A 19,406-nucleotide genomic window follows, 5' to 3' on the forward strand; every position below is an offset into this window, starting at 1 on the left:
CGGTAGAGATGGAACCTTGTGCAAAGGTGACGGGTTGCCGGCCTGGCCATCGTCCGAAATTGACGGAGAATAGAAACGGGGCCGGCAACGCGCTTTTGAGCGAGTCTAAAGATAAGGGACAGTGCAGTTGAAAGGCTTGGCGCCGGTCAGCGCCAAGCCTCAATCGTTATTAGCCGCGGAAGAGCGAGAGAATGTTCTGGCTCGACTGGTTGGCAATGCTGAGCGCCTGGACGCCGAGCTGCTGCTTGACCTGGAGGGCCTGCAACCTGGTCGATTCCTGGTTCATGTCAGCATCGACGAGCTGAGAAATGCCCGACGTAATCGAGTCCCTCAGAGCGGAAATGAAGTCCGTCTGCAGGTCGATGCGCTGCTGGTTGGCGCCGAGGCTGGTCGCAGCCTTGGTCATTTCCTGGAACGCTGCGTCTGCGCCGGCGATGTAGCTGTTGAGCGTCGCCTGGTCGGTCGTGCTGTCGGTCAATGCGCTGATGTCCATCGAGTAGATGGATGCACCCGCCGTTCCACCGATCGCGCCGGTCGAATCGCGCTTGGCGTCGAGGATGCCGCCGGTAGCACTCGTAGCTGTCGAAGCATCAAACAACACCGAGCTCTGCGTGTTGACGCTGATGCTGCCGACCGAAACGGCGCCCGAAGCCGAGCGCGTGAACGAAGAAATGATCGACTTCGTTGCGTTGAAGCCGGTCGCCGAAGAGTCGACCGAAAGCCAGTTCTCGCCCGAGAAGCTTGCCGAATCGGCAATACCCTTAAGCTGCTTCTGCAGTTCGCCGATTTCCGACTGAATCTTGGCGCGGTCAACGCCCGGCGCTGCGGCGGCAACCAGCTTCGTCTTGATCTTGGAAACAAGATCGATGCTGCTGTTCATTGCCGTGTAGGCGACGTTCACTGTGCCTTTGCCGAGGCCCAACGCGTCCTGAACCGTCGAGAGTGCGTCATTGTCCGAACGCATCGTGGTTGCGATCGACCAGTAGGCTGCGTTGTCTGCTGCCGAACCGACCTTCAAGCCGGTCGAGATGCGGTTCTGCGTCGTCAGCATTTCCTTCGAGGTCTGCTGAAGAGACTGCAAAGCCGTCATTGCGGCCATATTCGTGTTAATGCTGCTCATTCCCATGTCCCTTGTCCTTCTACTCGGCACCAAAAGCGCACATTACTGGGGGACATACCGGATTTTCCGGCCTGACAGATCGGCGTCATGCCTGTGGCTTCGCTGAGGCGCGCCACTCCTGTCATGCCAAATCAAATAGCTTAGAGTTATTTCTGATTTGTTACTTTTGCGATCGATACACTTTGGCTGATGGCCATTGGGCAAGCCTCTGTGTCCGCCCGGTTGGCGGCGTCCGCGCTAGACGAACGACTTGACGAGCGCCCCTACAAGCAGGCTCCAGCCGTCGACAAGTACGAAGAACAAAACCTTGAGTGGTAGCGACACCACCGTCGGCGGCATCATCATCATTCCCATCGCCGTCATGATCGTTGCAACGACAAGGTCGATCACGAGAAACGGCAGCGTTATGAGAAAACCGATCTCGAAGCCACGGCGAAGCTCGGAGACCATGAAGGCCGGAACGAGGATCCGCAAGTCGTCCGGCCCGGCCTTGTCCTGCTCGCCGAAGCGCTCCGCCGACAGGGATTCGAATGTGACGAGGTCTTTTTCGCGCACATTGGCGCGCATGAACACCCGAAACGGCTCGGTCGTTCTTGTATATCCATCCTGCTGACTGATCTTGTTTTCGACCATCGGCTTGACGCCATCGTCCCAAGCCTTTTGGAAGGTCGGCGCCATCACAAACAGCGTCATGAACAGAGCCAGGCTGACGAGGATGAGATTGCTGGGAGTGGTTTGAAGTCCGAGGCCCGAACGCAGAAATGAAAAGGCAATCAGAAACCTGGCGAACGACGTCACCATGATCAGCAGCCCCGGCGCGACCGACAACACGGTCATCACCACGAGAAGCTGAACGATTCGTCCGGATGCCGAGGCGTCGCCTGCGGGAAAGAGCGATCCGAAATCGACGGTCTGGGCCAGCGCGCCGGTCGACGTCAGAACCAGAACAGCAAGCGACGAAAGTACCCGTTTGCTCATCATTCGAGTATGAGGCCGCCGATCAAGAGGCCGAGAACAGCGCCGCGGCCGCGGATCTTCGCCCGGTCGTCAAGCTGCTCGCGCAAATTCTGAAACCCCCTGACGCCCTGGATATCCGAGACGTTCAATCCCTCGAGGAAGGCTATGACGTCCTCCCGGATTTCGCTCTTCAAGGTTCCCGATTCAGCGGTTCCGTGCGCAGCGATGATCGATAGGTCGAGCCTGACGTTGGTTTTGGGCTCGCCTTTCAATTGAACGATGATGGCAGGGACTTGAATTTCCAACGCATCATTTGGGAAGCGGCCCGCCGACGGCGCGCTCGACTCGGCGGCCGCCGCCTTGGCGGGCGATGCAGGGTCTCCGACACCACCGAGATAGCCGAATGCGGCGCCGCCACCCAGGCCGATCAGGATCGCCAATAAGATTGATATCAAGAAGCCGGCTGTGCCCGCCCCGCCGGCGGCTTCGTCTTTTTGTTTGTCTTTAGACTGCGCCATGTGCCGGCCCCGCTCTCGATCTAGAACGGAGATACAATGTCGAGGACCTGCTGGCCGTAGGCGGGTTGCTGAATTTCCATGACCCGTCCCCGGCCGCCGTACGAGACGCGCGCCTCGGCGATCTTGTCGTACGAGATCGCGTTGTCAGTCGAGATGTCACGAGGCCTGATGACGCCGGCGACACTCAGCACGCGCATTTCGTAATTGACACGCACTTCCTGCGTGCCGCTGATCACGAGATTGCCGTTCGGCAAAACCTCGCTGACCACCGCCGCGACAAGTAGATCGATGCTTTCGGAGCGGGCGATCGCACCCTTCGAGTCTGTCGACGTGGTCCGGTCGAGGTTGCCATCGAGCTTGGCGTTACCCGCCGTGGCCGCGCCGGAACCGAACCCGAAGGCGTAATCCAAGGCCGAAGTCAGGCCGACGCTTGCATCGCGCGACCGGTTCAAAGAATTGTCCAACGAGGCCTTGTCCTTGATTTGGACCTTCACGGTCACGACGTCACCGATGCGAAACGCGCGGGCATCTCGAAAGAGGTCGGCGCCGGAATCCCGCCATGTGGAATTTCCGGAATGGTAGGCCGCTTCGGTGATGGGCAAGCCAAGATGAACGGTGCGATCCGGCACGAGGCCGCTTCCGACGGGCGTCATTGCCGGCTCGCGTCCGACTTCCCTGAGTTGCCCGGCGCACGCTGAAACCGACAGCGCGAGGCAAACAGCTACCAACGGGGCACAGCGGGGCCTATTGCTGCTCATTCGCCCTGCGCTCCGGCTTCATGGCGATTTCTCCGGCACCGGCGATAACCGCCGAAAGCCTCGCGGCCTTGGCCGCTTCCATCTCCGCCATAATGAGACTGGCATCTTTGGTCGAAAGCTTGGACATTATCGCCGCTGCTACGAACTCATCCATTGCCATGAGCTGAGCGGCGGCGGCGTCGGGCTTCATCTTGCCGTAGATTTGCACGAGCGACTCGGTCGCGTGCGCGGTGAATTCCTCGCGCTTCGCCATCCAGCCTTTAAGTTCTTCGGTCTTCGCGGCGAGAAGCGCGACGCGGTCATCGACCTGCTTTTCAATCTTTGCCAGATTGATCTTCTGCTGCGCGAGCTGAGCGGCGGTCGCGGCGTCGAGCACGCTCGAGCAATACTGCTCGGCCGGCGAGAGCTTAACGGCTGTTGTCGGCGGCAACGGCAGGTTGTCAGCCTCGTTGTCTTTTCCGCTACTGTTTTCGGCGGCGGAAACCGCACCTGCCGACAGGACTGCGATCAACAACGTGCCTGCGAAAATCGGCGCGTAGCGCTTACCGCTCGAGATTTTTTTGGGTCTGATTTTACCATGCTGGCATGACTGGCTCATTGCACCACCAGCTCGGCCTGCAATGCGCCTGCCGATTTGATCGCCTGAAGGATTGCGATGATCCCCTGCGGCTTCAATCCCATGCGATTCAGCGCGGATACGAGCTCGCGGAGATTGGCGCCCTGCACCGTCGCGACCTTGCCGCCATTCTCTTGAACGCTCACGGCGGTGCGTGGCACGACAACGGTTTCGCCGCCTCTCGAGAACGGCGCCGGTTGCGAGACCAAGGGCGTTTCGGTCACGCGGACGGTGATGCTGCCGTGCGCTACCGCAACGGTCGAAATGCGAACATCGCTGCCGATCACGATCGTGCCGGTTCGCTCGTCGATGACGACGCGCGCTGGTTGATCCGGCTCGACCATCAGTTCGCCCACCTCGGCAAAGAGACGCGCCGTCGAGATTGATGGGGGCTTGCGAAGCACGACACTTTGCAGGTCCGTGGCACGCGCTATTCGCGCTCCGAAGCGGTCTTGCGCGTAGCTATTGATTGCATCAGTGACGCGAATCGCGGTCGCGAAATCCGGGTTTCTGAGTTGCAGCTCAAGGGGCATGGAATCGCCCAAAAAGCCTGGCGCGTCCTGCTCGACCATGGCGCCATTGGGAATTCGACCTCGCGTCGGAACTCCGCTGGTGACCGATTCGGCCCGGCCCTGCTTAGCGTAACCGGACACCGTGATCTGCCCTTGCGCGACGGCGTAGATCACCTTGTCGGCGCCGGCGAGCGGCGTCATGATAAGGGCGCCACCCTCCAATGATTTCGCATCACCCAGTGAAGACACGACGATATCGAAACGCGATCCCTTGGTCGCGAAGGGAGGAAGTTCTGCCGTCACCATGACGGCGGCGGCATTCCGCGTGCGAGGCTGGTTTTGCGCGCCGCGAATATTGACGCCCATACGGTCGAGCATCGCTTGTATCGATTGCTCAGTGAAAGGCGCATTGCGCAGGCTATCGCCCGTTCCGTTGAGCCCGACCACGAGACCATAGCCGACGAGCTGGTTGGCGCGGATGCCTTTAACGTCCGTGATGTCCTTGATACGCGTCGCGGCTTCTGCGGCACTGAAGGCGCCGAGAAAAGCGATGGCCAGGATCACGCACAGCTTCATTGCTCTTCGACCGCCAGCGTTTGATCCGGTTGTACGCGTGCCTTGATGACGAGGCCGGTATCGGGGTTGCGTACACTCACCATCTCGCCGGCCGATGCCGACTGCAGCGGAATTCCGGTGCCGACAACCGATACGAACTGGGAATTGTAAATGAGCTTGTACGGGCGGCCCTGAAGGATGAGGTCTTTGTCGCGAATGGCTGAATTCGGTATCAGCTCGCCCCGCAGCAGCGTCCGGCGCGAAACTTTGCCAACGACGTCTGCCGGGTTTTCACCGAAGACAGCGCCGCTGTCGGCGGACCGCAGAACTTTACGCTCCACCAGTGCGTCAGCCGTAATGACGTCGCCCGGATAGATGACGCGGCGCGGCACGAAGACGGTATGTGCGACATCGGCGGCTTGCGCCGGCACATGCACGACGCACACGAAGATCGCCACCGCCGCCAGTGACAGCATTGCACCATGAGCGCGCACGGCCGCCATCAACGGATGTCCTTGGTGATGACGTTGTACATATCGTCGGCGGCCGAAATGACCTTCGAGTTCATTTCATAGGCGCGCTGAGCCGAGATCAGGTCGGTGATTTCCTTGACCGGATCGACGTTGGAATTTTCGAGATAGCCCTGCTGGATCGAAGCATAGCCCGGGTCGTTGGGGTTGCCGATAATCGCATCGCCCGACGCGGTCGTCTGACGGAAAAGATTGCCACCCAGCGGATCGAGGCCCGTCTCGTTGGGAAAATTGGCGATTGCCAGCTGACCCAAGAGCTGCTGCGTTCCGGTGGCGCCGATGACCGCATAAACCTGCCCCGCCTGATTGACGATGATGTCGCTCGCGGTGTCCGGAACCGTGATTTCCGGTATAACGAGCTTGCCATCCAACGTAACGAGCTGGCCGTTTTGGTTCTTATTGAAAGCGCCGTCGCGCGTGTAGACAATCTCGTTGGCCTCGCCCTGAACCTGGAACCAGCCGATCCCATTCAGAGCCAAATCGTATTTGTTGCCGGTGCGGGCGAGCGTACCCTGCATATGCAGGTTGCGGATTGCCGCGGTCCTGACGCCGAGACCGACCGTGTTGCCTTCCGGAATAACCGTTTCGTCGTCGGTGGCGGGAGTTCCTGCGGCGCGCTCCGTCTCATAGAGAAGGTCGGTGAATTCGGCGCGGGCGCGTTTGAAACCGGTCGTGTTGATATTGGCGACGTTGTTGGCAATGACTTCAACGTTGGTCTGCTGCGCGGCCATTCCCGTCGCGGCAATCGAAAGGGCTCTCATGGGTCACGACCTCAAATTTGCATTCGGCTGATTTCGAGATAGGCGCCCACGACCTTGTCGCGCACTGCTACCACCGTCTGAAGCGTCTGCTCGGCCTGCATGACGGCCTGCACCACCTGCTGCAGCGACGCCTGGCCCTTCATGCCGGCCATGGCCGTCGATTCACCGGCCTTGATCGTCGAGACGGCGTCTGTGGCCATCGCTGCAAGCGTTTGTGCGAAGTCGGTAGTCGGCGCACCTGCGGCAGACGGTGCCGGCGAAGCTGGCGCCAACGGGGCTGCGGCACCACCCAAGCGATCGATATTCGGCGAAAGCATCGCGATCGACAGGCTCATGATCCCGGCCTCAGCAGATCAATCGTCATTGAAACGAGTTCGCGCACCTGCTTGATTACTTGCGTATTGGCCGTGTAGGCGCGTGACGCTTCGCGCATATCCGCAAGCTCGACCAGCATGTCGACGTTCGGCATCTTCACGTAGCCTTTGTCGTCGGCGGCCGGGTGGCCCGGCATGTACTCGGTTCGAAACGGCGCCTCATCCCTGGCAATCTTATCGACCCCGACCATATCGACGCCGTCGCCGGTATCCCCGTCATCGACCATGTCGCGGAAGCTGATGGTCTTGCGGCGATAAGGATCGGAGCCCGGCGTTTTTCCAGTCGTGTCGGCGTTGGCGATGTTTTCCGACAGGACCCGCATTCGGGTCGACTGCGCAAAAAGGCCGTGCGAGGCGGAGTTGGCGGCTGTTACGAACGGATCGCTCATGCGACTCAAGCCTTCGTAGCGGATTGCAACATGCGGCTGAATGCCTTGATTATCTGCGTATTCATCGAGTAATTGCGCGACACGTCGCTGGATTTCAAAAACTCTTCCTCGAGGCTGACGTTGTTGCCGGATTCCAGAACTTCCGCCTCGTCGGTGTTGACGTTGCGAGCCGTTCCGGCGCTGTCACCGGAAGAAAGATGCTGCGGGTCTGTGACGGCCATCGGCACCGCCTTGCGCATCACATCGTCAAAGCTTTCGATATCTTTGGCTTTGTAACCGGGGGTGTTGGCGTTCGCGATGTTGGCCGAGATCAGCGACTGGCGCTGCGCGAGCCACTCGTTTCGCCGAAATGCAGTATCGAAGAGTTGCAGGGGCTGCATGTGCGATCCTCGGAAAGGCCTCACACCTACTTGCACCCAGTTGCTTGCGTCGGCCTGGAGAGACCGTTGAACGTCCAACTTTTCGCCGCAACGATTGGCGCTAGTTCAGGCGGGCTGTCCCGAGCGCTTCGTGCAGGCGCCGCGTATTTTGGTCGGGACTCACCGATTCGCCGTCGAAGGATATGTATGTGATCTCGACGCCCGCTTCTTCGGCTTCCAGCATCAACCTGAAATAAAGATGGACGGCCTGGTGGTGAAATTCCATGTCGAACGATACCCGCGGCATCGTCCCCCATTCGAGGTAGACATCGCCGGCATGTCCGAACGTCAGCGTTTCGGGCTTGAACGACAGCTCGATCGACGCCTGAACCAATGTGCTGACGCTGGCGATCTGGCCGGTCTTCAGGTAGCTGACGAGATCGGGAAGATCGATGAGCCGCAGATCCGTGGCAACATCGCGGACGCTCTCGCCCAGGATCTTTTCACGGATCTGCGAATGGTCAATGCGAAACGGCAACATCGACGACGTTCCTCTTTAGGGGCGAACGGTAGCCATTCGGTTCCGCTTCTGGAGGCGGATGAATATTTCCGCGATAGCCCTGTAGAATTCGACCGGGATCATTTGATCCACTTCAACTTTTGCATAGAGGGACCTTGCGAGAGCCTTGTCTTCGATGACCGGAATGCCATTTTCTTCAGCCACTCTGCGGATCGATAGGGCAATCAGATCCTGCCCTTTCGCCACGACGCGCGGCGCACCGCCTTCGCTTCGCACGTAACGCAGGGCGATCGCGAAGTGCGTCGGGTTTGCGATCACGACGGTGGCGCGCGGCACGGCCCGCAACATCCTCTGGCGGGCGCGTGATCTTGAGAGCGAACGGCGTTTCGCCTTGATGTGGGGGTCGCCCTCGCTGTGCTTCCTCTCGTCCTTGATTTCCTGCGGCGCCATGCGGAGGGAACGGCGCCAGAGTACGTGCGCGACGGGAAGATCAAAAATCAGGAGACTGAAGGACAGGAGGGCCAGCGCCGTCAGCAATGCCACAACGCTTTTCTGCGAAAGAACAAGGATCGCGCCCGGAGCGCTCCAGACCGAATTGGTGAATTCGGGCCACATGATCATCAAGATCATAACGCTGGTGGCGGCGACCACGACCATGCGCAGCGACAGCTTCACGAACTCGAACAGGCCCTTCATGCTGAACATACGTTTCCAGCCTTGCGTCGGCGACACCCTCGACAATTCCGGCATCACACGCTTGAAAATGGGAACCGGAGGGGTCTGCAGTACGGCAGCCAGCACGCCGGCCGCAGCGAAGGCCAGTATGATCGGCGCGGTGACTGTGGCGGCGTGCTTGCCGACCACGTTGAACAGCACGATCACGTCACCACCGCTTTCCAGATGGATCGATCCGACGTTTGAGAGAAGGCTGATGAGAAAGCCGCTCAAGTGGCTGACGAAGGCTTGACCCAAAACCGCAATAACCAGCAACGAGGCGAGCAGGTACGCGAAATTCGGCGCCTCGCGCGACATCGGAACGTTGCCGTCCTCGCGCGCGTTCGTCAGTCGCTGATCGGTCGCCTCTTCGGTCCGGCTTTGCTTATCGTGCTCTTCGGACACGGCCGGGCCCTGGAGATGAGGATTAGAGTGCGGTCGCGGCTTCGCTTGGAAGCTCGATCGCGCCTTCGGCGACGAGCTTCAGAACCGAATCGACGATTGAGCGCCGCGTATCGATAATATCTCGCGCAGCGACATTGGCCGGGCTCTGCATTTCTGCCTCCGCCATCCGGCGCGCGCGCGGCGATAGCGCCGACAATACTTTTGTCTGTAGTTCCGAATCGGCGCCTTGCAACGCGATGACCGTGCGCTCGACAGGAACGCCATCCATAATCACGGTTAGCGCTTTCGCCGAAAGCCGCATCAGGTCCTCGAACTTAAACAACATCTTGCGGATAGCTTCGGCGTCTTTCGGCTTGAGGTTCGCCAGATAGGCGAGCGCCTCGCTGGAATCAGCCTTGTCGAGGTTGTTGAGAATACCCGCCATCGTCAGGTGCTTGCCTGCCGAACTCCTGTCGACGTCGAACAGCTCTTCGTGCAACGAGCCTTCGAGAGCCTCGATGACTTGCGGGGTCACCTGCCCAAGCCCAAGGATGCGATTGAGAAGATCATTACGTTCGGCGGGCGCATAGCCCTTCAATATTCCCGAGGCGCGCTCGCTACCGAGACGGTCGAGATAGTAGGCAACGACCTGCGGTGTCTGTCTGTTGAAATACGCCTGAAGAACGTCGTCTTGCAGCGCCGCCAGACGTGTCCAAATATCCTGGTGCGCGACGAATTGGTCATTGGCGTCGGCGGACGATTTCTTTTCCGTGATAACGTCGGTTACCAGCCGTTTCACATCCTCGGGCCGGCCGACGAATGGGGTGCCGAGACCGAGTTGTCCTTCGAATTCCTCGACTATGCCTTCGAGGTCGGAGGCCGAGATCGTCGGCATGATCTCGGTCGAGCGAACGATAATGTTCAGCTCTTCTGGGTTGAATTTCTTCAGCAGATCGCTGGCGCGCTGCTTACCGAGCGCCAGAAGCAGAACGCCGACCTTTTCGGGGCCCGTCAATGTGCGAGAGGGCCCGATTGCGTCCGCCAACGTATCTCTCATGTATTGCATCGGTTGCCGGCTACTTTGCGGACGGAGCAAGTCCGCCGACTTGCGTCAACACCACGCCGAACCGGGATGATCCCTCGTTGAGAACCACGACTTCGCCGCGGGCAATCAGCCGGCCGTTGACCAGAATATCGACCGGATCGCCGACCATCTTGTCGAGCTTCACGACCGAGCCCTTGGCGAGCTTGGCCAGGGTCGCAACGGGCATTTTCGCCGAACCCAATACGACTTTCATCATTACCGGCAAGCCGGCGATCATGGCGCTGTTGTCCGTCTGATCGTTTGCAGACGCCGCCACATCTTCGCCAGCCCCGTCGTGCAGAGCGGCTGCGAATTCCGCGCCCTCCGCCATGCCGGCGAGCGTTTGTTCAAAGTCCGAGGCGACGGTCTCGGATGCGTCTTCCATCGCTTGCGCTTCACCCGGCGTCATTTTCGGCGTTGCCTTCGTTTCGTTGCCCGTCGATTCGGATTATGCCGATCCAAACGTGCCGCAGCCTTGAGGGACACGGCGCTACAGTCCGTAAAACTCATCGATCGCCTCTCTATGCCGATCGAAATCATCTTCGACTCGCAGGGTCAGCGCCTCTCCCTGCTTTCCAAGCTCGCACCAGAAAAGCGGGTTGTCGTCGGCTTCGAGACGGACCCGAGACAACGACGTGCTGGAAAGCTCGACGATCGAACCGACGGCGAAGCGCTGAACTTCGCCGAGCGGAATGGGCCTTTCCTCCAACACGCCGTTCAGGCTGATGAAGGCGCGCGCGATTTCTTCGGAGAGTTGTTTCGACCACGCCGTATCGTCGCGAAACCTCGACTGGCTTCCCGCCGCGCCAGGCGCCTCGCCGACAACGCCGCCCGCCAGCAAATCGCGGATCGGTTCGAGGGCTGCCTGCGGAATGACGATCGTCAGCACGCCCGCGTGGCCACCGTATTCAAGAGACAATCGCGCCGCCACGACAGGCGAAGACGTGCTGAGCTGCGGCTCAAGTTCGATCTTGTCGACCACGGACCCGACATCAAACGCCACGTCGACTAGTAACGAAAACGCCGACGACAGCGAGCGCGCGAGCCGGCGGAAGAGGACGCGCATCACGTTCCCGTCCGTCTTCGTCAGAGGACGAGGAGTGAAGCCGACGGCGGGAAATCCTTCGCAACCCGTTGCGGCTTCCACGAACAGTGCCGTCGCGAGCGGGTCGCTGATGAAGTAGACCCAGCTTCTCCATCTTTCAGCGCGCACAACGCCTGCGAGCGTATTCGGCGGCAGCGTGCATGTATCGCCGAGCGTCGAGGCGGTGAGGTCGAGGAGACGGACTTTCAGAGGCAGGAGCGACAGATTGCCGATCTCTTCGACCATGATGCGAGGCAACTGGCTGAAAATGATCTGCAAGCCCGGAAGGCGGTCGGGCCGGTTATGACCTGCCGACAACGCCCGCTCGAGGGACTTTTCTCGTTGCGGCGACTTGACGGGCGCTTCGGTGCTCACGGCGTGGCCCGATCTGATCGCACAGGCGAGGCAAGGGCGCCTTGCACAGGATTCGCGGGTCTAACTCGTGCGCGATGGCGAGGTCGAAGCATCAAGCCGCCCTTCTCTCGCCTTGCGTGCGCCGATCCATACCGCCGCTTATCGTGGCCGCCTCAACGTCGTCGATCGACGGCCGTTCGTAGGCGGAAATCGCCTTCCGGCCATGTTCGATCGCGACTTGCGGCATGGCGCCGTTCATGAATGCCAGAAGAGATTGCTTCACGATGACGTAGCATCGGAGGTTCTTGTCGCGGATAATCTTGACCTTCGTGGCGAGCGGACCAACCACAGCGTAAGAGAAGAAGATACCGGCAAACGTGCCGACAAGTGCCGAGGCGATCAGATGCCCGAGAATTTCGGGTGCCTGGTCGATGGCGCCCATTGCCTTTACGACGCCGAGTACTGCCGCGATGATGCCGAGAGCCGGCAGGCCGTCGGCTACGGCAACAAGGGCATGGTAGGCCTTGAGCTTGTCGTGACGAACGGTTTCGATTTCTTCGTCCATCAAAGATTCGATTTCATGGGTCCGCGCGTTGCCCATGATGATCAATCGGAAGTAGTCGCAAATGAATGTCGACAGCTCAGCGTTGGACGTGACCGAAGGCGAGCGCTTGAACACTTCCGACTCGTGCGGCGCGTCGATGATCATCTCCATTTCGGCGCGTGATTTGTCGCGAAGCTCGCGCATCATGAAATAGAGGAGCGACAACAATTCGATGTTCTCGGCTTGAGTCGGGGTGCCGTTCTTGAACGCTTCGAGGGTCGCCTTGCCGGTATCCTTGATTGTTTTCATTGGGTTGGCGACGACGAAGGTGCCGAGCGCAGCGCCGCAGATAATGACGTATTCCCAAGGCTGCCAGATGACCCAGACGTGGCCGCCCATGGCTGTAAAGCCGCCGAGCATGCAGGCCAGGGTGATGAACAGACCGAGGATGATTGTCACGCGGAAATCCCAACTGCATTAGGCGAAGTCTTAATAGGGGCGCTTCGCCTTGCGCGGGACTTACCCGCTCCGGCCCAGGCCCTTGACACGCCCTGAGCGTCAGCCCCCCACAAGTTCGCGGCCGTAGCTTCGATTGGCCATATCGGCGACGTGAAATCGGTCGACGGCTTTATGAAGGACAAGCGGCTCGTCAACGACGCGATGGCGGCCTAGGGGCTTGGAGACTTGTCGTAATGCAATCGAATATCTACGTCGCTCTTTCAGCCCAACTCGCGTTGCAGCGGCGCCTCGATACGGTGGCTAACAATGTGGCGAACGCCTCGACGGCCGGCTACCGGGCGGAGGAGATGTCGTTCGAAGAGCTTCTGTCGGAGAAGGGCAAGGAGCCGGTCAGTTTCGTCTCGAAGGGGGACTCTCATCTTTCCCTCAAGATGGGCGACTTGGAGCAAACGGGTCGTCCGCTCGACGTCGCCGTTCGTGGCAGCGCCTGGCTCGCAATTCAGACGCCCCAGGGGATAGCCTATACTCGCGATGGGCGGATGCAGATGACGACAGAGGGCGTGCTGACGACGCTCTCGGGCCAACCTTTCCTCGATGCCAGCGGCTCGCCGTTGCAGCTTGATCCGGAGAAACCGCCGCCGACGATCAATAAGGCCGGCACGATCACGCAGGACGGGCAGGATCTGGGTGCGTTGGGGATATACCGCATTCCGCAGCAGGCCAAGCTGACGCGCGCCGAGGGTTCTTCGGTTACATCCGATATACAGCCTACTGCTGAACTCGATTTCATAAGCAACGGCGTCGTGCAGGGCTTCGTCGAGAAGTCGAACGTCAATCCGATGCTCGAAATGACCCACCTCATTACAATTCAAAGAAATTTTGAAGCTGTCAGCACCATGCTGCACGATACAGAAGCGTCGCTTCAGGATGCGTTGAGAAACATCGCGGGCTCTTGATGCGGACGCGGATTCACCCGTTCGCCCCGCCGATCGAAGTTCCTAGCGTGGTACGCAATATCGTTCCCGAGAAGGACTAATCGTGACAAGCCCAACATCGGCGACGGCGCTTGATCGGCTCGATCTGTTGATGGCTCTCGCCACCGCACGCCATCCGGCGCATAGGGTGTCGGGAAAAGTTGCGCGGATCAGCACGACGTACCTCGTCGTTTCGGGGCTTTCAAAGTTCGTTTCAATCGGCGATGCCGTTTCAATTGCAGGTCTCGGAGGATCGGTGCTCGCGGAAGTGGCGAGCATTGACGCCGATACGATCAACGTCACTCCATTCGTCGACGATCACCGGATCGAGCTTGGCGCCCGCGTCACGGCAATGTCGGGGCAGCTGACGCTATCGCCGCACGAATCCTGGCTTGGCCGCACACTGAATGCCCTCGGCCAGCCGATCGACAGCGGCGAGCCCTTGATTGAGGGTCACCATGCGGTGGGCATTCAGGGGAGCCCGCCATCGCCGATGCTTCGCAACCGGCTCGGCCAGGCGCTGACGACCGGCGTCAAGGCTATCGATCTTTTCACCCCGATTTGTGCGGGGCAGCGGATCGGCATTTTTGCGGGCTCAGGTGTCGGCAAATCGACGTTGCTCGCGATGCTGAGCCGGGCCCCGTCTAGCGACGTGACCGTGCTCGCTCTCGTCGGCGAGCGCAGCCGCGAGGTGCGCGATTTTCTCGATGATACATTGGGGGCGACACGGGCCCGCGTCGTCGCGGTCGTTGCGACGTCGGACGAAAGCCCGATGATGCGCCGCTTAGCGCCGAGCACGGCGATGTGCATCGCGGAGCACTTCAGGGACCAAGGCAAGAATGTCCTACTCATCGTCGACTCGCTGACGCGCTATGCGCATTCGATGCGCGAGCTTGCGCTAGCGGCGGACGAGCCTCCCGTCGCGCGCGGTTATCCGCCGAGCGTTTTCAGCGCCCTGCCAAGGCTTTTGGAGCGTGCCGGAACGGGCGAAGACGGCGCCGGCACGATTACTGCGATCCTTTCGGTCCTCGTCGATGGCGACGATCATAACGATCCGATCGCCGACGCGACGCGCGGCATCCTCGATGGCCATATCGTTCTCGATCGGGCTATTGCGAGCCAGGGGCGGCTGCCGGCAGTCGATCCTTTGGCCTCGCTGTCGCGGTTGGCGCCGAAGATACGGACGAAGCAGCAGGCGCAGTTCGTGACGCAGCTGATCGAATTCATTTCCAGGTTCGAAGACACGCGCGATCTGCGCGCCATCGGCGGTTACAAGGTCGGCAGCGACCCGACGCTCGATCGGGCCATGGAAGTCGTGCCCCGGCTTTACGATGCAATGAAGCAGGACCTCGAAGAGCCGCCCGTAGACGATGTCTTCGCGTTTCTGTCGCAAAAATTGCCCGGTGCACCGCGGCAGACTTCTTCACCCTCCCGATAGCGCGAGATCAGCGATGACACGCAAAGGCCGGCGTGACATCTCGACTTCGAGACACGAGCCGCGGCCTAGGGACGGATAAGCGTGGCAAGCAACGCGGATACCGTTGGCCGGCTGCTGGCAACCAGCACCCTGATGAAGGGCGAGAGAGAGCTGCTGCGCAAGCAGGATGAGCCGGCGCCGGAAGCCGCCAAGCCTGGCCCTCAGCAGACGCCGACGCCCATTTCCCACGATTCAAAAGCGACTGCGGCGGTGTTGCTGAAACTGCTCGACGACCGCCTGCAGGCTTCCGAAGCCGAGGCCGCAAGTCCGGAGAAAGCAGCATTTGGCACGCGCCGCGCGGCTGTCGACGATGCCACAGAATCTTCGAAACGCCTCAGTGCCAGATATGTCGAAGATGGGTTGACGGCTGGAAGCGACGCCGGCCGGTCCGAAAGCGCAATTCCCATTGCGCCATTTCGCGTGCGCGATGCGATGCCCGTGGCCGCGCCGGAACTGCAGAACTTTCTTCAACGTCTCGCAGCATTCGCCGCCGGAAGGCCTGATGGAAGAACGTCCACGGATACCAACGGTGTCCGCGATCGCCGCGACTTCAATCCGCTTGGCGGGACGGCCGTCGTCGCGATTTTCTTTTTCTCGCTCATGCTCGTGTGGCTGATGGCGATGATCTTCGGGTGGCACGCCGGATAGCTAAAAACTGGCCGATGCAGGAACGCGCAACCGCGTCACGCGGATCGCGTCTGCGGGTCCGGCTTCGGGCCGGACTTGCGCGCTTCGTCGCCGTCGGCCTGTTTCAGCAGATCGGTTTTCGACAGGTACGAGAGCAGCGATAAGAGAGCCTGATCGCCGCCAAGTCCGGCAAAGGCGCCGGACGGCGTCGTGGCGATCCCAGTCGAACCGAATGTTGCTGGCGGGGAAGCAAAATCGCGATCCGTACCAGCCACCGGGAACAGAGGTGCAGCCGAGCCGGGGCCCGGGCCGAGATTTGCGATGCGGGGGCCCGCGGAATTCGAAGCTGCCGGCGTCGCAATGCCCGTCGCCGGAGCGGAGGTTTGCAGCGCAGCAAGCAGATCGTTTTGCCCGCCCGGTGTTCCCTGTCCAAACCAGGCGACCTCTTGCAACCGGCGCTGCACCAGCCCGTCGAGGACGGCACCGCCGGCCTTATTGTATTGAAGGAAAATGGACTGGGCTTTTTGCAGGTCGCCGCTTGCGACAGCTTCGCCAAGCCCGCTTTGCGTCCACGCCGTTCCGGCATTGTAGGTCAGCGACGTCAACGCCGCCTTGCTGCCCTCGTCGAGGCCCGGGGCGAACTTCTCTACAAAGTCGGCGGCCTTCTTGATCTCGTCTGCGAACCGCTTGTCAGCTTCGGCTTTATCGATGACTTCGCCGGCAAAACGAGCGCGTGTGCCGTAGCCGTTGGTATTTTGCGCATAGTCCCACCGAGCCTCGGGGGTGTAGCCTTCCGATTGCTTGATGGCGTCGAGATAGTTTGCGTCCAGCATACCGCGATGCTTGCCATGCCGAGCTTGCGGCAAGCTGTTGCCCGAAACGAGACCAACCCGGTACCGCGCTCAACGCCGCGAGCGCGCCACGTCCCGCAGCACGCTGGCCTCGAGTTGTACCTCGTCCAAGCGATGTTTCAGGACGTCGCCGATGCTGATAAGCCCGACGACCGCGCCATTGACGACGACAGGTACGTGACGAATACGACGCTGCGTCATGACGTTGGCAACGGCGGCCACGCTGTCGTCAGGGGCGCACGTCACAACGGACCGCGTCATCAGCTGCGAGACGCGCATCGACGGCAGATCCGTGCCGAATTCGTCTATGCCGCGCGCCAGGTCGCGCTCCGCAATAATGCCTTGCAGCCCACCACTGCTATCGAGAACCAACATCGCACCGACGGCCTCCGTGCGGAAACTATGGGCAAGCGCCCGCATGGTTGCGTTCGACTCGATGGTTTTAACTGCTGACCCCTTGGTCTTCAGAATGTCAGAAACGCGCATCTGATCGCTCCAATGTAGATCGGCCAGGCTTTCACAGTTGCCAGCATGCAGTCGCTGCAGCGCTGAAAGCAGATCAGCGCGATCTTCGGAACTGAGGTGATCGTGGCGGTGCCGATCCCGGCCTGGAATGAGGCTTGGCAAGTCTTCGACCACCACGGTGTCGCCGCCGAAAGCCGGGCTCTCGCGGCAGAATGCGCTACGGGTCGTGACGACTGCAAAACCTGCGGCCTTTGCAGCAAGTGCGCCAGCCCGTCCGCCCTCTATCACGAGGCAATGTTTCGGATCGACACCGAGGCTTGAGCCTACTTCTTGATAGAGCCGTTCGCAAGTGTCGGCGGCGTTGTCGGCGCGCGCTACGATCAGGTCGAAGGCCTCTCGGCCGCGCGAGCCCAAGACCGTGGCAAGAAGACTCTCGGTGTCATCGACTTCGAGGAGCGCGACCAAAGCCAGCCGCATTTTTTCGGCACGCGCCGCGACAATCAAATCCCTAATTCCCGGACGCGGCTCGATTACGTTACCGACGAGCATTTCGCCGAAAATCTTCGACGCCCGCCGGTGCATGGCTCGAATGAGGAGTGACAGGTCCTCGGTCTCGGGCTTGCCGCGAAGAGCTGTGCGTACGTAGTGGGATATTCGCGCCTCGGTGCTGCCGAGCTTCGCAGTCAGCGCGAACCCTTCCCGGTCGCATGACCATTTGAGCCCGGCTTCCGAGAACACCTGCGCAAAGACCTGCCTGCGCACATCCTCGGTTTCAGCGAGAGCGCCGTCAGCTCGGATGATGATGGCCTGCAGCGTCATTTACCGCCGTTTGCGCACCGCAAAATACTCAACCTAGCTTCGTGGTACTCCCCGGCCTGCCGTCCGCCAACGCGACGTAAAGTCTGACACATTGCAGCACAAATTCAGCGCTGGACGCGCATCGCGGACCTTTCCCAAAATTCAGGCTTGGAGCTGGAAAAGCTGGGTTCTGGGCTGTCGTGCGGCATTTCAGGCTGCGACCTCCAGCGCACGGCTTTACCTAATCGACTTTGACGAGCCGACGGCCAGATCAGTCCTCGGACGATGTGCTCAGGCATGAATATTTTTTCAAAGGGCCATCCTGCCATTGACCCGCCATAAGTCCCGTGCGCACTACCGTCTTGACCGCTGCGGCAACGCAGGCCTGACCTCGATCATCCGCGTTTGCTGCAAATGACCGTTGAACCGATTTCGGGCTATGAAGCCTCATCGCTCCAGCGGGCCGGCGCCACCGCCGGTCAAGGCAAACTATCCACGCCTATCGTGTGGGCGGCAACGGCCTGCATCGCGCTCGGCCTTGCCTACTACCATTTGCGTTACGAGGGCTGGTTAGAGACCATTACGTTCGCGGCATCCGTTACCGCGGCGCTCATCTTCGCCCTGATTTTCGTGTCGCGGCGTGTTCTGTTCTCGATCACGCTGATCGCACTGCTTGTCGCGACGATCGTCATCGCGTCCGACGTCAAGCGCCACTACATCGAGATGGTGCTGCACGCCTATGACGTCGTCTTCTATCTGACGTCGTGGTCGACGCTCGTTTACCTTTGGGTCGACCACAAGTCGCTGCTGCTGGCAATCGTCGGGATGATCGCCGTTGCCACGGGCTGCGGGCTTCTGCTTTGGCAATACGATGGCACGCGCATCCCGCGCCCGATCAGCGGCGGTCTCTTCGTCCTTTGCGTCTGCCTGGCGACCTGGTCCTGCTACGCCAAGGGCGAACGCCGGAATACTCTCTTCTATTGGGACAATCTCTACCTCTCGTCGTTCTATTCGTCGTGGTCCGAGACGCTTGAAACGCTTTGGAAGGGCCAGCTGCTCGATGCGTTGAAGTCGCAATCCCTGCCGCCGTTCAAAATTCCCGCCACGTGCAACCCCACCGAAAAGCCGCCGCACATCATCCTGATCCACCAGGAAAGCGCCGTGCCGCCATCCTTCTTTCCCGAGATCACCTACGACCGGGGGCTCGATCCCTTCTTCAAGTCGTTCGACGGTAAACTCCACAAGCTGCGCGTCGAGACTTACGGCGGGGCGTCGTGGATGACGGAGTTTTCCGTTCTCGCCGGCGTGTCGACGTACTCGTTCGGCGGCATGCGGACGTTCGTGCAGACGCTGATGCAGGGGAAAATACATGATGCCGCGCCGCAAGCCTTGGCTCGCTGCGGTTACCACAACAGCGTCTTCTACCCGGTGCCGAAGGGCTTTGTTTCCAACGGCCGTTTCTACTCGACAATCGGAATGCCCGAAATCTTCGACTACAAGGCACAGGGCGCCAAGCGGTTCAACGAGCGCGACCGCTTCTACTATTCGAACGCCCTTGCCAATATCGAGCGTCACATCGGGCAGTCGAACAGCCCTCTCTTCACGTTCATCATAACGTCGGC

Annotated in this window: 23 protein-coding genes; 4 read left to right on the forward strand and 19 right to left on the reverse strand. The window is 60.4% G+C overall.

Annotation, left to right across the window (positions count from 1 at the left end; genetic code table 11):
* Positions 1-169 precede the first annotated feature (169 nt).
* From VN623_RS02005 to motA, 17 genes are all read right to left on the reverse strand, one after another.
* Positions 170-1,126 carry a flagellin gene (locus tag VN623_RS02005; RefSeq protein WP_325567593.1) on the reverse strand — a complete coding sequence of 319 codons (957 nt, stop codon included), beginning with the start codon at positions 1,124-1,126 and terminating at the stop codon, positions 170-172.
* 231 nt (positions 1,127-1,357) lie between these two features.
* Positions 1,358-2,098: a flagellar type III secretion system pore protein FliP gene (fliP, locus tag VN623_RS02010; protein WP_325567637.1), complete on the reverse strand. Its 741-nt coding sequence runs from the start codon at positions 2,096-2,098 to the stop codon at positions 1,358-1,360.
* Complete coding sequence (locus VN623_RS02015) at positions 2,098-2,595, reverse strand: flagellar basal body-associated FliL family protein (RefSeq protein WP_325567595.1); 498 nt, start codon at positions 2,593-2,595, stop codon at positions 2,098-2,100. Before VN623_RS02015 ends, fliP begins: the two co-directional genes overlap by 1 nt.
* A 20-nt stretch (positions 2,596-2,615) precedes the next feature.
* Positions 2,616-3,353, reverse strand: coding sequence for a flagellar basal body L-ring protein FlgH (flgH, locus tag VN623_RS02020; protein ID WP_325567597.1), 738 nt, complete (start codon positions 3,351-3,353; stop codon positions 2,616-2,618).
* Positions 3,340-3,951, reverse strand: a complete 612-nt coding sequence (locus VN623_RS02025; RefSeq protein WP_325567599.1) for a hypothetical protein — start codon at positions 3,949-3,951, stop codon at positions 3,340-3,342. The genes flgH and VN623_RS02025 overlap by 14 nt, the downstream gene beginning before the upstream one ends.
* The gene (locus VN623_RS02030) at positions 3,948-5,057 is read right to left on the reverse strand and encodes a flagellar basal body P-ring protein FlgI (protein ID WP_325567601.1); all 1,110 of its coding nucleotides are present in this window, start codon (positions 5,055-5,057) and stop codon (positions 3,948-3,950) included. The genes VN623_RS02025 and VN623_RS02030 overlap by 4 nt, the downstream gene beginning before the upstream one ends.
* A complete protein-coding gene (gene flgA, locus VN623_RS02035; protein ID WP_325567603.1) occupies positions 5,054-5,539 on the reverse strand; it encodes a flagellar basal body P-ring formation chaperone FlgA in 486 nt (161 codons plus the stop codon). Before flgA ends, VN623_RS02030 begins: the two co-directional genes overlap by 4 nt.
* Positions 5,539-6,327, reverse strand: coding sequence for a flagellar basal-body rod protein FlgG (gene flgG, locus VN623_RS02040; RefSeq protein WP_325567605.1), 789 nt, complete (start codon positions 6,325-6,327; stop codon positions 5,539-5,541). The genes flgA and flgG overlap by 1 nt, the downstream gene beginning before the upstream one ends.
* Positions 6,328-6,338: 11 nt before the next feature.
* Positions 6,339-6,662 carry a flagellar hook-basal body complex protein FliE gene (locus VN623_RS02045; protein WP_325567607.1) on the reverse strand — a complete coding sequence of 108 codons (324 nt, stop codon included), beginning with the start codon at positions 6,660-6,662 and terminating at the stop codon, positions 6,339-6,341.
* A complete protein-coding gene (gene flgC / locus VN623_RS02050) occupies positions 6,659-7,090 on the reverse strand; it encodes a flagellar basal body rod protein FlgC (RefSeq protein ID WP_325567609.1) in 432 nt (143 codons plus the stop codon). Before flgC ends, VN623_RS02045 begins: the two co-directional genes overlap by 4 nt.
* A gap of 5 nt (positions 7,091-7,095) precedes the next feature.
* Positions 7,096-7,470 carry a flagellar basal body rod protein FlgB gene (gene flgB, locus VN623_RS02055; RefSeq protein WP_325567611.1) on the reverse strand — a complete coding sequence of 125 codons (375 nt, stop codon included), beginning with the start codon at positions 7,468-7,470 and terminating at the stop codon, positions 7,096-7,098.
* A gap of 100 nt (positions 7,471-7,570) precedes the next feature.
* Complete coding sequence (locus VN623_RS02060) at positions 7,571-7,990, reverse strand: hypothetical protein (RefSeq protein WP_325567613.1); 420 nt, start codon at positions 7,988-7,990, stop codon at positions 7,571-7,573.
* 15 nt (positions 7,991-8,005) lie between these two features.
* Positions 8,006-9,088 (reverse strand): flagellar type III secretion system protein FlhB, encoded by a 1,083-nt coding sequence (locus VN623_RS02065; protein WP_325567615.1) that lies wholly within the window; start codon positions 9,086-9,088, stop codon positions 8,006-8,008.
* 22 nt (positions 9,089-9,110) lie between these two features.
* A complete protein-coding gene (locus tag VN623_RS02070; RefSeq protein WP_325567617.1) occupies positions 9,111-10,124 on the reverse strand; it encodes a FliG C-terminal domain-containing protein in 1,014 nt (337 codons plus the stop codon).
* A gap of 19 nt (positions 10,125-10,143) precedes the next feature.
* Positions 10,144-10,560 carry a FliM/FliN family flagellar motor switch protein gene (locus VN623_RS02075; RefSeq protein ID WP_325567619.1) on the reverse strand — a complete coding sequence of 139 codons (417 nt, stop codon included), beginning with the start codon at positions 10,558-10,560 and terminating at the stop codon, positions 10,144-10,146.
* Positions 10,561-10,641: 81 nt separating this feature from the next.
* Entirely contained in the window at positions 10,642-11,610 is a 969-nt protein-coding gene (locus VN623_RS02080) for a FliM/FliN family flagellar motor switch protein (protein ID WP_325567621.1), read from the reverse strand.
* Positions 11,611-11,701: 91 nt separating this feature from the next.
* The gene (gene motA, locus VN623_RS02085; protein ID WP_325567623.1) at positions 11,702-12,592 is read right to left on the reverse strand and encodes a flagellar motor stator protein MotA; all 891 of its coding nucleotides are present in this window, start codon (positions 12,590-12,592) and stop codon (positions 11,702-11,704) included.
* 233 nt (positions 12,593-12,825) lie between these two features.
* On the opposite strand from motA, the gene flgF reads away from it, so the two are divergent.
* From flgF to VN623_RS02100, 3 genes are all read left to right on the forward strand, one after another.
* A complete protein-coding gene (gene flgF / locus VN623_RS02090; RefSeq protein ID WP_325567625.1) occupies positions 12,826-13,548 on the forward strand; it encodes a flagellar basal-body rod protein FlgF in 723 nt (240 codons plus the stop codon).
* Positions 13,549-13,678: 130 nt separating this feature from the next.
* On the forward strand, positions 13,679-15,004 hold the full coding sequence (locus tag VN623_RS02095; protein ID WP_414653147.1) for a FliI/YscN family ATPase: 1,326 nt from the start codon (positions 13,679-13,681) through the stop codon (positions 15,002-15,004).
* A gap of 81 nt (positions 15,005-15,085) precedes the next feature.
* Positions 15,086-15,691 carry a hypothetical protein gene (locus tag VN623_RS02100; protein ID WP_325567629.1) on the forward strand — a complete coding sequence of 202 codons (606 nt, stop codon included), beginning with the start codon at positions 15,086-15,088 and terminating at the stop codon, positions 15,689-15,691.
* Positions 15,692-15,726: 35 nt separating this feature from the next.
* On the opposite strand, the gene VN623_RS02105 is transcribed toward VN623_RS02100, so the two are convergent.
* A complete protein-coding gene (locus tag VN623_RS02105; RefSeq protein WP_325567631.1) occupies positions 15,727-16,503 on the reverse strand; it encodes a lysozyme in 777 nt (258 codons plus the stop codon).
* Between the two features lie 69 nt (positions 16,504-16,572).
* Positions 16,573-17,805, reverse strand: a complete 1,233-nt coding sequence (locus tag VN623_RS02110) for a CBS domain-containing protein (protein WP_325567633.1) — start codon at positions 17,803-17,805, stop codon at positions 16,573-16,575.
* Positions 17,806-18,198: 393 nt separating this feature from the next.
* Between VN623_RS02110 and VN623_RS02115 the strand changes: the two genes are divergently transcribed.
* On the forward strand, positions 18,199-19,406 hold a 1,208-nt coding region (locus VN623_RS02115), incomplete at its 3' end, for a sulfatase (RefSeq protein WP_325567635.1).

Source organism: Hyphomicrobium sp., from assembly GCF_035572195.1.
GTDB lineage: Bacteria > Pseudomonadota > Alphaproteobacteria > Rhizobiales > Hyphomicrobiaceae > Hyphomicrobium_B.

Coding starts and splice junctions, on each gene's coding strand:
- VN623_RS02030 (WP_325567601.1), bottom strand. CDS start 5,057: ATGAAGCTGTGCGTGATCCTGGCCATCGCTTTTCTCGGCGCCTTCAGT.
- VN623_RS02095 (WP_414653147.1), top strand. CDS start 13,679: ATGGCTCTCGCCACCGCACGCCATCCGGCGCATAGGGTGTCGGGAAAA.
- VN623_RS02075 (WP_325567619.1), bottom strand. CDS start 10,560: ATGACGCCGGGTGAAGCGCAAGCGATGGAAGACGCATCCGAGACCGTC.
- flgF (WP_325567625.1), top strand. CDS start 12,826: ATGCAATCGAATATCTACGTCGCTCTTTCAGCCCAACTCGCGTTGCAG.
- VN623_RS02025 (WP_325567599.1), bottom strand. CDS start 3,951: ATGAGCCAGTCATGCCAGCATGGTAAAATCAGACCCAAAAAAATCTCG.
- VN623_RS02105 (WP_325567631.1), bottom strand. CDS start 16,503: ATGCTGGACGCAAACTATCTCGACGCCATCAAGCAATCGGAAGGCTAC.
- flgB (WP_325567611.1), bottom strand. CDS start 7,470: ATGCAGCCCCTGCAACTCTTCGATACTGCATTTCGGCGAAACGAGTGG.
- VN623_RS02060 (WP_325567613.1), bottom strand. CDS start 7,990: ATGTTGCCGTTTCGCATTGACCATTCGCAGATCCGTGAAAAGATCCTG.
- flgG (WP_325567605.1), bottom strand. CDS start 6,327: ATGAGAGCCCTTTCGATTGCCGCGACGGGAATGGCCGCGCAGCAGACC.
- VN623_RS02110 (WP_325567633.1), bottom strand. CDS start 17,805: ATGACGCTGCAGGCCATCATCATCCGAGCTGACGGCGCTCTCGCTGAA.
- VN623_RS02045 (WP_325567607.1), bottom strand. CDS start 6,662: ATGAGCCTGTCGATCGCGATGCTTTCGCCGAATATCGATCGCTTGGGT.
- flgH (WP_325567597.1), bottom strand. CDS start 3,353: ATGAGCAGCAATAGGCCCCGCTGTGCCCCGTTGGTAGCTGTTTGCCTC.
- VN623_RS02015 (WP_325567595.1), bottom strand. CDS start 2,595: ATGGCGCAGTCTAAAGACAAACAAAAAGACGAAGCCGCCGGCGGGGCG.
- flgA (WP_325567603.1), bottom strand. CDS start 5,539: ATGGCGGCCGTGCGCGCTCATGGTGCAATGCTGTCACTGGCGGCGGTG.
- VN623_RS02005 (WP_325567593.1), bottom strand. CDS start 1,126: ATGGGAATGAGCAGCATTAACACGAATATGGCCGCAATGACGGCTTTG.
- flgC (WP_325567609.1), bottom strand. CDS start 7,090: ATGAGCGATCCGTTCGTAACAGCCGCCAACTCCGCCTCGCACGGCCTT.
- VN623_RS02070 (WP_325567617.1), bottom strand. CDS start 10,124: ATGAGAGATACGTTGGCGGACGCAATCGGGCCCTCTCGCACATTGACG.
- fliP (WP_325567637.1), bottom strand. CDS start 2,098: ATGAGCAAACGGGTACTTTCGTCGCTTGCTGTTCTGGTTCTGACGTCG.